The following is an 11,680-nucleotide window of genomic DNA, read 5'->3' as shown; positions in this document are numbered from 1 at the left end:
AGGCCACCAACGTCGTCGACCTCATGGACATGCTGCGCCGCAGCCTCGAGACCGCCCGCAAGGGCGAGACGACCGAGGGCCCGAAGAAGTCCACCCGCCGGACCCAGGCCGCCCGTGCCAGCGGATCCCCCAAGCAGACCGGCGGCAAGAAGAGCACCTCCACCAAGACTGCCGCCGCGAAGACCACGACCAAGCGCACCAGCGCAACCGGTAAGCAGCAACTGTCCCAACTCACCAAAGCCGAGCTCTACCAGCGCGCCACCGACCTCGACATCGCCCGCCGCTCAACGATGAGCCGCGACGAACTCCAGAAGGCCGTGGAGAAGGCCACTCCGGGCAAGCGGCTGCGCTCTGCGTCCTGATCGCACATCCCGTAGGTCGACCGGTTCGGCCCGTCCGGCTCCAGCACAGCCGAGCCTGCAGCCGGGCAGGGCCCCGTCCAGCGTGCTGCCGGTGACGCCCCAGCCGGTGGCGACGGTGCGTACCACGGACCGGGCCGGGGCGATACAAGCCATGCGTTCACGCGGGTCGGTGGCGGTGGTGGTGACGGTCAGGGTTGACGGCGCCCGTGCGGGCCGTCGCCGGCCCAGAATTCGCGGCGATCACGGCGGTGCGCGCGGTACGGTCGGCCCACCCGTCGACCCCGGAGGCCGTCATGGTGTCCACTCCGCCTGCCGGCCGTCCCGGTTGGGACGATCTGCCGCCCGCTGTCCGTACGTCTGTCGAGGAGCGTTCACGGGCCCGGGTGATGCGCGTGGACTACCCGTCGGGCGGGTTCACTCCGGGCATCGCCGCGCGCCTGCGGCTCGCCGACGGCACCCAGGTGTTCATCAAGGGCGTTCCGACAGCGGACAGGGCCGCGACGATGTACCGGGCGGAGGCCGCCGTCGGAGCACACCTTCCCTCTAGGGTCGCCCCTGCGCTGTTGTGGACGGTGGAAACCGGGGGCTGGCTGGTCCTCGGGTTCGAGGATGTCGACGGCACGGATCCCGATCTCGCGCCCGGATCGTCGCAGCTCGGCGCGGTGCTCGCCGCGGTGGCGGAGCTCGGTGAGCTGCTGACCCCGTGTCCGGCCGAGGAGGCCGGGACGTTCTCCGTACTCGCCGACACCTTGGCTGGCCACTGGGAGCGCCTGGTCCGCGACGGCATGGACGGCTGGGACCTGGAGCACGCCGCCGAGCTTGCCGAGCTCGACGATCCGGCCGCGCTGGGCCAGGCGACCGAAGGCGACACCCTGCTGCACTGCGACCTGCGCGGCGACAACATGCTGCTCGCGCGCGGTCGGGTGAGGGTGATCGACTGGTCGTGGTTCGCGCGCGGCGCCACCTGGGTCGACGCCGCGTTCCTGCTGCCGCAGCTGGTCCTGGCCGGTCACACTGCCGCCGGTGCCGAGCGGCTGCTCGCCGAGGCGGTGCCGGCCTGGCGGGAGGCCCCGGCGGAGGGGGTGACGGCGTTCGCGGTCGCCATCACCGGGTTCTGGGCGTGGCAGCAGCGCACCGGGCCCGGCGGCGCGCTCGGCGCCTACCGGGCCCGGGCCGCCGCCGCGGGTCGCGAGTGGATCGCTCACCGCGCGGGCTGGAACTCCCCCGCCGCGGTGGCCCTGTAGGAGCCGCGGGCGGCCAGGTCGGCGAAGCCCCGGGCCAGGACCGCATACAGGTGCGCGGGGTGCAGGTAGCCGAGGTAGTCCTTGCCGGTGCGGCCGTCCGGGGCGTGCAGCAGGGCCTCGGCGGCCTGGCCAACCGTCACCTTCCGTGCGCCGTGGAGGGTGTGGGCGAGGCGGGCGGCGGTGCACTCCGCCCGGGCGGTGTGCCGCCGGAAGGCGACCGCGTTCCCGGCGAGGAAGACGTTCGGCGTGGTGAGCGCGTTGAACACCAGCCGGAGCCGGAACGAGTCGGTGGTCAGGAACGCGGCCTCGCGGACGGTGGCCGGTGCACCCTCACCGGGGGTGAAGCCTTCGCCGTCGGCGGCCTGCTCGGCCTGGTGGAGCGTGGTGTACAGCTTCGTCTCGTAGGGGACCTCCTCGTCGAGGTCGAGCCCGTGCCGCCGGTGGAGCAGCTTCACCTGCTCCACCAGGCCGGCCAGACGTCGTGTGGGGGACGTACACCGTGTCGATGCCCACCCGCCATAGCTGGGCGGCGTCTCCGGTGGGCGGCCCCTCGGCCGTGGTGGTCGTCATGAAGGCCTCCTCGCTGCTCGACTGCCCTGCCTACCACAACCGGCCCGGCCGGGGCAGGCAGTCCGCCGGAGGCGACGGCGCGGGCCGGGCCCCGGAATGCTGGGGCGGTGACAGAACATCAGCGGCGCCCGCTGTGGACCGGTCCCCGGGACAGCGCGGACGAACAGCAGACAGCCCGGCAGCGACGCGGGACGGGCGCGGTGGGACGGCCGTCCCGGCGGCCCCGGAGGCCGTTTCCGGCCCGGCGCAGGGGCGCTGGCGGCTGGGCCCGACGCCGACGAAGGCCCTGGGCATGACGCCTGGCTGACGGCAGGACAGGCCCGCCGTCGTGCGGGCGTGTGTCGTACGGATGGACCTCGAATATGCCGGCTACTCGACGTCGAAGAGCGACTGGAGGATCTCGCGAAGGTCTGAGGCGTCAGCGCCCGGCGGGATGGTTCGCAGGCTGTCAGGATTCGATTCGATCATGGCCACCGTTCTTGCGTCAGCGGGCAGGAGGCCGAGGAACCAGGCTGCCGTATCTGCCCAGATGTCCGCGTCACCATCCCGCAACACCAAGTGGCCGCGCTCGAAGTACGCCCCGTGCCGGCTCTCGCCGTCGAGCTCGACATAGAAAGAGACGTAGTTCTTGCCGGTGGACGGCGAGTGCTCCTGCCCGGCCTGCAGGTCCGGGAAGCGGGCACGAAGGTGGTCTTCGGCGTCCAGCGGCGACAGAGCCCAGGCAGTCCCCGGCGCGGCGCCGAGGTGGATGGTGTCCAAATCAGCCTTCTTGGGTTGGAGGCGGCGGGGGCATCGTAACGACACGTACGTTGCTCTTCACGTGGTTCTTGGCGGCCAGGTACTGCCAGTAGCCGACCGTCGCGTCGTCAGGGGTATCGATCTCCAGATACTGGGCGTGATTGGCCGGGTTGTCGATGGCGAGCTTGTAACGCCTGATCTCGTCGTCGTCCCCCTCCAGCATCCACCCGGTACGGAAGTCGTCCTCCTGGATGCCCTTCAGTGACCGCGGGCTGCAACCCTTTTTGCGGACGTTCTTGGCATCGATGAACGCGCCGTCGGCCGGCCGGAAGCCGTCCGCCCAGACACTCTCGGTCCCGTCAGCGCTCTTGGCGTTTCGCTCAGGCTTGCCCGCTGCGTACACCTGGTATGCCCGGTCCTCCGCCGTGCCGTAGTTCGGCGGACGTTCGGGCAGCCCCTCAATCCATGTCTTCGCCGCCATCTGCTGCGCCGCGTCGTACAGCGGGTATGCCGGCGGCTTGGGTGGGGGAACCGGACCCACCAGGGGGTTGGCGAACGGGCTCTGCCCAGCTGCGCCAGGCGCCCCGCCCGGCTGCTGCCCGGCTGGGTCGGGCGCAGTCGCCGCACTCGCCGAATCAACACCCGCCACCGCGGTCGCCGCCGCGGCCGTCCCGGCGAGCACGACCAGACGTGAGGCCAGAGACGACACGATCGCTTCAGCCTCCGCCACGGCTGTCGCTGCGGCCAGCTCCGCCTCCGCAGCGGCGAGTGCCTCGGCCGCGAGCGCGGCGTCCGCCGCCAGGGCCGCGTCCGCGGCAGCGGCGGCTGCGTCCGACCCGCCGAAGGTGAAGAAAGTGAAGATCAGTCCGGCCGCGGTGATGACGCCCGCGGCGACCCCGAGCTCGATCAGCTTGTCCTGGCAGGCCTCGATCGCCTGCGCGTACTGCTCGCAGATCGCCTGCAGCTCCCGGCACGCCGCCGAGATGTTCACCATCAGCGGCTGTGAGGCCGACACCGCCGTACCTCCCGGCGGGCACGCGTCGTACACCGTGGCGACGTGCGACTTGAAGCCCTCGAACGCCGCCCCGGTGCACTTCGCCATCACACCCGCGGCATGCTGGCCGGCGTTGCGCTGGGCCGTATCGATCACCGACGCGCACTCCGCCCACACCTGGGCCGCGCTGCGCAGGCGCTTCGGGTCTCCCTGGGGCCAGAACTTTCCGATCACTGGGATCTCGTGGACTTCTTTCGAGCCGGTGACCATCGGCAGAGTGGTGTGCGCCTCGCTTTCGTCGCACTGCTGGGCGCCCTTGGCCAGCGGCGACGATGTGTTGATCTTCCCGGTGAATGCTGCGGCCACCGAACTCCTGGACCGCCAGGTAGTTGGCGGCCATCGTCAGCAGTCGGCTGGAGATCGTTGCCATGCCCTGCCCGGCAGTCCCGATGGCCTTGACCACGCTTTTGGCCGCCGGCTCGTACTTCTGGGCGAAGCTGTGGGCGATGGTGTCGTCGCCGGCCATCCCCGCCGATGACACCAGATCGCCCGCCACCCCGGAAGCGATGTTGTAGACGAAGTCCTTCGATCCGAGAAAGCTCAGTGATGCCCGGAACACCACGTCCGGATCGACCGAGAACTCTCCCCCTGATGCTGTGTCTGCCACCTCTACCTCCCCCGACCCTCAGCCTATCCACGTGGAGGGGTAGATGATCCTCAGCCTCATGTACTTGGGCATGGAATCAGGGGCATGTCCTCGCCGGTCCGCGTCATCGCGAGCAGGAGCCGCTGGGGCTCGCGGCATTGTCGACCAGCTCGCTGACGATGAGTTCACCGGGCTCGACCAAGTCGTCCAGCCCCCACCCGGAAGGGTGGCGCGCAGCAGGCGGCGGGCCGCGCCAGCGGACTGCGGTTCGTAGGGCAGCAGCGCTCGCGCGTGGTCGGCAGCCTCGGGGCGCGGCAGGGTCTCCACGGCGGCGGTCACCGGGCACCTCGTCCCCTCCGGTCAGCTTGTCCGCGTCGCCGCGGTACCGGTCCCCCCAGACCCCACTTGTCGACGCCGCTGGTGGTGCTGGCCGCGCACGCGGACGCCTACAGCCCCGACCTGGTGCGGCTGGGCCCACCTCGACCTCAAGCCCGAGAACCTGCGCCGGCGCCCGGAAGGCGAGGTGGTGCTGCTCGACGTGGAGAGCGTGCGCCCGGAGGTGACCGGGCTGATCGACTTGGTCACCCTGCCCGCCGTCCTACGGCAGGCAGGCCACGAGCTCGGCCGCGCGCCGCGCCGGGCGTCGACCACTCGATGGGCGAGCTCATGCCGCGCTGGCCGAGGAGGCCGTCAACCTGAGTGAGCACGGTCTCCTCCATGGATGTGGCACTCGCAGATCGGCCAGGTGGCTGACGGATGGTGGGCGTCGGGGCTCACGTCGTCGGGGTCGAGGGTGACCTGGCCGGTGTCGTGGGACCGGGTACCGTCAGGGCCGAGGCGGTAGGTGCGGATGGTCAGGCCCCGCCGGCGCTTCTCCGGAGGGACGAAGTCGGCGCTGTTCACCGCGCGGCCCGGCTGCGCAGCTCGCGGAACAGCCAGGCTCGGCGGTAGGCGACGCTGTGGTTGGCGATGTGGACCACCGTCCTGCCGTCGACCGTCACCACCAGGTCGCCGCCGGGGTGTCTCAGATGCGGTCTGCTCGCGGGCATGGCGGTACTCCAGCGCGTGCGGGGGGATTGGGCGCCGCCCGGGGCGTCCACGGTGCCGACGGGGTTCGGTCGGTTCCCCGCGCTGGGCGGCATCAACGACGGTAAGAAGTAACGGGGCTGGCCCTCAATCAGGTTGTGCCATCTTGCGCCTCTTCACCCGAGAGCGGTGATGGCGGCGGTGATCAGCTGACGGGCTCGCGCCCCGCGGACCGCGGTGGACGCCAGGCCGTTGAAGGTACGCGCGTAGTCGGCGATCTCGCGAGGCTGGGTGATCCGCAGATAGCCGGAGGTCAGCTCGACCGCCACCTCGGCCTCGTCGAACATGTAAAAGTCCTCGACCGGCAGGTGCGGCCGCCCGGGTCCTGTGGGGATGATGCCGACGCTGACGAACGGGCTGGCCGAGGCCGCGAGCAGGTGCCCGAGCTGGCCCGCCATCGTCTCCGGGTCGCACACCGCCGCGCGCAGCACCCACTCCTCGATGAGCAGGCCGAAGCGGTGCCGGCCGGAGAACAGCATCCGCTGGCGTTCCAGCCGGGCCTCCACGGCGTCGGTGACGTCGTCGACCTCGACGCGGGCGCGCTGGATCGAGCGCAGGACGGCGGTGGTGTACTCGGGGGTCTGCACCATGCCGGGCATGACGCGGCTGGCGTAGACGCGGAAGTGGTGGGTGCGGCGGTAGAGGGCGGCGACGGACTCCTGGGCGGCGCGCAGCCCGGTGCGCTCCATGCGGCGCCACTCGGTGTACATCGAGTCGACCGCGCGGGCGGCGGCGATCAGGTCCGGGGCCTGGTCGCCGACGGCGCAGGCGGTGCACCAGGCGCGCAGGTCGTCCTCGGAGGGGGCGGACTTGCCGCTCTGGATCCGGGAGGTCTTCGCCGGGTGCCACCCGCAGCGGGCCGACAGCTCGGCGCCGGTCAGGCCTGCGTCCTTGCGCAGGCCGACCAGGCGGCCGGCGAGCGCCTTGCGGGCCTCGATGACGCTGGACGACGGGGACGACGACATGGTGCTGGCTGCCCGGCGGGGTGGTGATGGACGGTGTCGGTCAGACGGTGTACCGGGCGTGCGGGACGGCCCGTTCCCACACCGCTTCGAAGGCGCCCGTCACCATCTTCACCACCGCGGGGTCCTCGGTGACCTCGTGGCCGGCCCACTCGCCGTCACCGGTGAACCAGTGGAAAAGCACCAGGCGCTCGTCCACCAGCCACAGGTCGTTACCCGGCAGCGCAAGGTCCGAGGCCTTCGACCGGGGCAGCCAACGGACCTGCTCGCCCAGCGCGACGTTGTGCCGCTCGGTGATCGCGTGCTCCCACCGGATGTAGGCGGTCACCGGCTCCGAGACGATCCGGGCCCGGCGCATCACCACCCCGCGGCCGACCGTCTCCCGCACCAAGGCCGCCCACTGCGTGTACTCCTCGGGCAGGTCGTACGCCTCGGGCCGCTCGACCGGCAGGCCGGCGCGCCAGTCGGCGAACACCGGGTCGTCCATGTAGGAGTCGCGCATCTCCAGGTGGCACGCGGAACGCTCAGCACTCCTCAGCAGGGCGCCAAAGTCCGGCACGCTCGGCTTCATCGCACACCTTTCGCAGGAACGGGATCATCCGGACCGGGATCCGGACGACGCCCTCGTGGTCCGGGACGCCGGTGGCGTGGCCCTCCACCCACTCGGTCTCGCTGATCACGCGGTACATCTCCATCTCGGGCAGCCAGCCCTGAATGACGATCTCCGCCTTCTCGTCCTCCAACCACACGGTCGGAGAACCACCGTTGGGCGTGTCCGGATCGATGCCCCTGAACCGTAGTGCCATGACCGCTCCTCCTGCCAAGCCCGTTGCGGATCCTTGCGCCTTCACCGTTCCCCTCCACTGACAGCCCGTCAAGGGCGCGCGGAAGCAGGAGACCCGGGCGGGCCCACGGGACCATCTGTGGATCCGGCTACGAGTCGGCCAGATCGGTTTCCTCGTCTTCGCTCTCCTCCACGGACAGCACATCCTCCCAGTGCCGGAGGATGCCCTGGGCCACAAGCAGGGCTGGCACGACGTACGACTCATTCAGAGCCCCCCCGTCCAACAGGTGAGCGACCCTGTGACGGTTGTAGTGGCTGGGAGCCTCGTCGCTCGGGGCGAACACGTACTGCATGCCCGCGATGATCAGCCACTCGATGAACTGCCAGCTGCGGAAGGTCTTGGGCGTGGGCTTCGCGGCCTGCCATGTCGACAGCAGGACCAGTCCAGGACCGCGCCTCCCCTTGTTCGGCGGCATCGAGCTTGCATAGTTACTCTCGAGGCGCTCGGCATACTTGCGGACGATTTGATCGAGTATGGCGGAGACCAGCGTCAGCGCCGCCTCGCCGTGGCCACCTTGAGCTGCCGACAACGCTTCAGCGCCCTGTGCGCCGCCGTCGCCGTAGCCGCTCTCCTGGGCGGTACCCCCGCCCACGCCCAGGGCGACGGAGGACTGCTCGGCCTCGGCCTGCTCAACACGCCTTCCATCACCCTCGCGTGCTTCCCCTCGGGACAGGTGGGCCAGGGCAACACCTCGACCGGCACCCAGAACGTCGGCTGCAGTCAGTCCGCTTCCGCCACAGGCACCACGCCGTCCGGCAACGACGGCCTGACCGGCCGCCAGGTCGTGAACTCGAATGCCACCGGCGGGCCTGGAGAACTCGTCGAGGCAGCCGTGAGGTGCCCGGCGGGGACGGTGGTCACGGGCGGTGGCTTTTCCACGGAGCCCGACTCCTCCTGGGACATCAAGGCTTCCAGTGTCGTGGAATTTCCCGTGACCCCGGGGAGCGGCGACGGCGGGTGGTCAGCGATCGCCAGGAACACCGGCACCGGAAACCAGACGCTCTACGTCTACGCGGTCTGCTTCCTGGGGGCCTGACCCACAGGCGGCACCGCCGCCAGGCGGCCGTCAAACCCCCGGCCCGGACGCCGGTCCAGGACGTCCTGAAGCCCACGGCGACCTGCGACTGCCCGCACCTGGGCCGCGCGGCCTTCCCGTTCTTCCAGCGAAGCAGTGGCAACGACGGGTACGCGGTCGCGTCGACAGCGTGGGAGGCAGCGGCCAGCTGGTCGTAGCGGTAGTCCGCTACGACCAGGTCGGCCAGTCTGTGAGCGACGACGCTCGCCACTCGTACGGTCTCTCCGCGGCGCGCTCCTTCAAACGGAGCGCGCCCGCATCCAGAGGTAGGCGCCTGACTACGCGCTCTGGGGAGGCTACTGCGCCACCATCGGGCAGTCGCTGCGCCGCCACTACGGCTTCTCCGACGAGGCCTGCGCGTTCTTCGACTTCTTCGCCCAGCCCGCGACCGAGCTGGAGCAGCAGGCCGCCGACGCGCTCGGACCGGACCCGCTGGACGAGCCGACCCTGGCCGCCGCGCGCGAGTACGGGCTGCTGCTCCAGTCCTACGAGCACCTGTTCTGGGACACCCTGGGCGCGCTCGACGCCTGACCGACGACGAACCCCGGTCGGGACCGGCCGGGTCGTCCAGCCACGGGGTGCGGACTTCACAGATGACGGTGAGGCCGCAGCGGTCGAGGCCGGGGCGCCGCCCCGGCGGGCCGGACCATGGCCCCCTGGCCACCGGACAGGACCCCGAACACCCTCGCCGCGGCGTGTCGTCCGGTGGATGTGCCAGTGGCACAGGCCTACGGCACAGGCCGCCGCAGGAGGCACGCAGAACCAACAGAACACCTTCAAATCACGGGAGTTGACGTTAAGTCAGTTGTACTGTGGAGTGAACATGGCGCCCTGGCCGGCGTCGGGGGCCCCGGGGGCTGGGGCCGGTCGGCCGTGGCTGCCATCGGCGCAAAGGGGGAGCATCCTGATGGCATACGCGAAGGGTTATGACGTCTCCGACTTCCAGTCGGGCATTCCGGGGGACGCGGAGTTCGTCTTCATCAAGGCCACCGAAGGCGGCCACACCGGCCAGTCGGGGTACGCCGACAAGCTCGCGGACGCCCGGGGGCGCGGGCTGGTGGTCGGGCACTACCACTTCCTGCACGCGGAGAACCCGGTCGAGGGTGAGGTGGAGCACTTCTGCCGGGTCGTGGGGCAGGTGCCCGCGGGCGAGCTGCTGGTGCTGGACTTCGAGCCGTACGGACAGTCGGTCGGCGACGGCGACGCGACCGAGGCGAAGAACCGGTGGCTGGCGGCGGTCAAGCAGCGTTACCCGGACCGCCTGGTCGGGCTCTACACCAACCGGGACTACTGGTTCCGGACGGACGACAACGCCGGTGACTTCCTGTGGATAGCGGACTACGTGTCCGCGGGTTCGCCGCGCATCCAGGCGTCCTGGCGCTTCCACCAGTACAGCGACGACCCGCTCGACGCGGACGTGTTCAACGGCTCGCTGGACGAACTGCGGGCGTGGGCCGGCGCCGGCCGGGCCCCGGACCCCGAGCCACCCGCGCCGACCCCGGAGCCGCAGTCGCCCGGCTGGCCGGGGCTGCGGCTGGTGGACCGGGACCAGTGGGGCGCGCGACCCTGGCGCGAGCCCAATGGTTCGATCCCGTACGCCGGTCCGCGCGCCGGAGTGAAGGTGCACTACCTCGGCACGGCGTACACCTTCGACAGCCACGACACCTGCCCGGCCTACGTGCGGCGCCTCCAGGCCTCGCACATGGACGACGACGGCTGGTCGGACATCGGCTACAGCTTCGTGGTCTGCGAGCACGGCCACGTGTTCGAGGGCCGCGGGCTGAACCGGCGCAACAGCGCCAACGGCGACGTCCCGCTCAACGAGGCGCACTACGCGGTGTGCGGGCTGGTCGGCTCCTCCGGCTCGACCGTGCCCACCCCGGAACAGCTCAACGGGCTGCGGGACGCGATCGAGTACTGCGAGCAGCAGGGCCCGGCGGGCCCGGAGATCAAGGGGCACCAGGACGGCTACTCCACCGACTGCCCCGGCCCGGCGCTGTACGCCTGGGTGACGTCGGGTGCGCCGCGCCCCTCCGGCACGGTGGTCACCCCGCCGCAACAGCCCGCGCCCCAGCCGGACCCGGTACCGGACCCGACCCCGGCCCGGTACCGGAAGGACGTCGGCGGCCTGTCGTACGGCTACGGCGCGCACGGTCCGCAGGTCACCGTCGTCGGCGAGGCGCTGGTGGCGGCGGGCTTCGGCTCGCACTACGGCCAGGGCCCGGGACCGGACTGGACCGACGCCGACACCCTCAACTACGCCGACTACCAGCGCAGTCTGGGCTACTCCGGCGGGGACGCGGACGGCGTGCCCGGCGAGTCCTCGCTGCGCCGGCTGCTCGGCGGGCCGATCCTGCTGGCCGAGGTGTCGAAGTCGCGGGTGGTCGCGGCGGCCCGCCAGGACCCGGACGCGCCCCAGGGCGCCACCACGCACGCCGACGACGTGTACACGGTGGAGCGGGCCCTCGTCACCGAGGAGCTGCTCGACCGGAAGTGGGCCGACGGCTCGTTCGGCACCCAGACCATCGCCGCCTACTCCGCGCTGCAGCGCCGGTACGGGTACAGCGGGCAGCAGGCGGACGGCATACCCGGCATCAACTCGCTGACCCGGCTCGGCCAGGCGCACGGCTTCACCGTCGTCGGCTGACGTCGGCCGAGGAGGACAGATGTACCAACTCGCCCTGTCCCTGTGGCGCACGTGCGTGCCCTACATCGTCGCGTTCCTCCTGGTGCAGGCCGCACGGCTCGGCATCCACCTGGACAACGCCTCCGTCACCTCCGCCCTGGTCACCGGCTTCGGCACGGTCTACTACGCCGCGTTCCGGTTCCTGGAGCACCGGTTCGGCGCGAGCTGGGGCTGGTTCCTGGGGGCCGCACGGCCGCCGTCCTACCAGCCGCCGGCCCCCGCGCCCACGCCCACGCCCACGCCGGCCGCACCTGCACCTACGCCCGCCGCACCCACGCCCGCGCCGGCCACACCTGCACCCACGCCTACGCCCGCGCCGGAGCCGTCTCCGGAGCCCGCGCCGGCACCCGCACCCGCACCCGCACCCGCAGCCACGCCGCCGGACCCCACGCCGGCCCGACCCGACTACCGGAACCTGCCCGAAGGCGGCTGACGGGCACCGGCACAGGGGGGTTGCGGAATACCCAATTCC

13 protein-coding genes and 1 pseudogene are annotated in these 11,680 nt (G+C 71.3%); 6 read left to right on the top strand and 8 right to left on the bottom strand.

The features are described from left to right. Together ACZ51D_RS39940 and ACZ51D_RS39935 are read left to right on the top strand one after the other, a co-directional pair. A pseudogene (locus ACZ51D_RS39940) lies at positions 1-362 on the top strand (hypothetical protein); the annotation flags it as partial. A 392-nt stretch (positions 363-754) separates the two neighbouring features. After that, a complete protein-coding gene (locus ACZ51D_RS39935) occupies positions 755-1,606 on the top strand; it encodes a phosphotransferase family protein (protein WP_465665160.1) in 852 nt (283 codons plus the stop codon). Here the strand turns inward: ACZ51D_RS39935 and ACZ51D_RS39930 are convergent. The 3 genes from ACZ51D_RS39930 to ACZ51D_RS39920 form a co-directional block, all read right to left on the bottom strand. Further along, positions 1,564-2,061 carry a hypothetical protein gene (locus ACZ51D_RS39930; protein ID WP_465665158.1) on the bottom strand — a complete coding sequence of 166 codons (498 nt, stop codon included), beginning with the start codon at positions 2,059-2,061 and terminating at the stop codon, positions 1,564-1,566. The two genes, ACZ51D_RS39935 and ACZ51D_RS39930, sit on opposite strands and share 43 nt — an antisense overlap. A gap of 484 nt (positions 2,062-2,545) precedes the next feature. Then, on the bottom strand, positions 2,546-2,935 hold the full coding sequence (locus tag ACZ51D_RS39925; protein ID WP_465626020.1) for a hypothetical protein: 390 nt from the start codon (positions 2,933-2,935) through the stop codon (positions 2,546-2,548). Position 2,936: 1 nt separating this feature from the next. Then, complete coding sequence (locus ACZ51D_RS39920) at positions 2,937-4,274, bottom strand: restriction endonuclease fold toxin-2 domain-containing protein (RefSeq protein WP_465665156.1); 1,338 nt, start codon at positions 4,272-4,274, stop codon at positions 2,937-2,939. A gap of 23 nt (positions 4,275-4,297) precedes the next feature. Here ACZ51D_RS39920 and ACZ51D_RS39915 point away from each other — a divergent pair, with 23 nt between their 5' ends. Next, entirely contained in the window at positions 4,298-4,483 is a 186-nt protein-coding gene (locus ACZ51D_RS39915; protein WP_465665154.1) for a hypothetical protein, read from the top strand. A gap of 970 nt (positions 4,484-5,453) precedes the next feature. Here the strand turns inward: ACZ51D_RS39915 and ACZ51D_RS39910 are convergent. From ACZ51D_RS39910 to ACZ51D_RS39890, 5 genes are all read right to left on the bottom strand, one after another. Then, positions 5,454-5,603: a hypothetical protein gene (locus ACZ51D_RS39910; RefSeq protein WP_465626024.1), complete on the bottom strand. Its 150-nt coding sequence runs from the start codon at positions 5,601-5,603 to the stop codon at positions 5,454-5,456. Between the two features lie 153 nt (positions 5,604-5,756). Next, positions 5,757-6,605 (bottom strand): helix-turn-helix domain-containing protein, encoded by an 849-nt coding sequence (locus ACZ51D_RS39905; RefSeq protein WP_465626026.1) that lies wholly within the window; start codon positions 6,603-6,605, stop codon positions 5,757-5,759. A 40-nt stretch (positions 6,606-6,645) separates the two neighbouring features. After that, positions 6,646-7,173, bottom strand: a complete 528-nt coding sequence (locus ACZ51D_RS39900) for a DUF6879 family protein (RefSeq protein WP_465626027.1) — start codon at positions 7,171-7,173, stop codon at positions 6,646-6,648. Further along, a complete protein-coding gene (locus ACZ51D_RS39895; protein ID WP_465626028.1) occupies positions 7,127-7,408 on the bottom strand; it encodes a hypothetical protein in 282 nt (93 codons plus the stop codon). Before ACZ51D_RS39895 ends, ACZ51D_RS39900 begins: the two co-directional genes overlap by 47 nt. Before the next feature lie 127 nt (positions 7,409-7,535). After that, positions 7,536-7,976: a hypothetical protein gene (locus ACZ51D_RS39890; RefSeq protein WP_465665152.1), complete on the bottom strand. Its 441-nt coding sequence runs from the start codon at positions 7,974-7,976 to the stop codon at positions 7,536-7,538. Here ACZ51D_RS39890 and ACZ51D_RS39885 point away from each other — a divergent pair. The 3 genes from ACZ51D_RS39885 to ACZ51D_RS39875 all read left to right on the top strand — a co-directional run bounded on the left by ACZ51D_RS39885 (position 7,962) and on the right by ACZ51D_RS39875 (position 11,641). Further along, the gene (locus tag ACZ51D_RS39885) at positions 7,962-8,483 is read left to right on the top strand and encodes a hypothetical protein (protein ID WP_465665150.1); all 522 of its coding nucleotides are present in this window, start codon (positions 7,962-7,964) and stop codon (positions 8,481-8,483) included. The genes ACZ51D_RS39890 and ACZ51D_RS39885 overlap by 15 nt on opposite strands. A 946-nt stretch (positions 8,484-9,429) precedes the next feature. Continuing rightward, on the top strand, positions 9,430-11,169 hold the full coding sequence (locus ACZ51D_RS39880; protein WP_465626034.1) for a peptidoglycan-binding protein: 1,740 nt from the start codon (positions 9,430-9,432) through the stop codon (positions 11,167-11,169). A gap of 19 nt (positions 11,170-11,188) precedes the next feature. Further along, on the top strand, positions 11,189-11,641 hold the full coding sequence (locus ACZ51D_RS39875; RefSeq protein WP_465626036.1) for a hypothetical protein: 453 nt from the start codon (positions 11,189-11,191) through the stop codon (positions 11,639-11,641). The last annotated feature ends 39 nt before the right edge of the window (positions 11,642-11,680 follow it).

This window comes from Kitasatospora sp. NPDC033851, from assembly GCF_055576085.1.
Note: the sequence above shows the minus strand (reverse complement) of the source record. Positions and strands in the feature narration are given on the sequence as shown.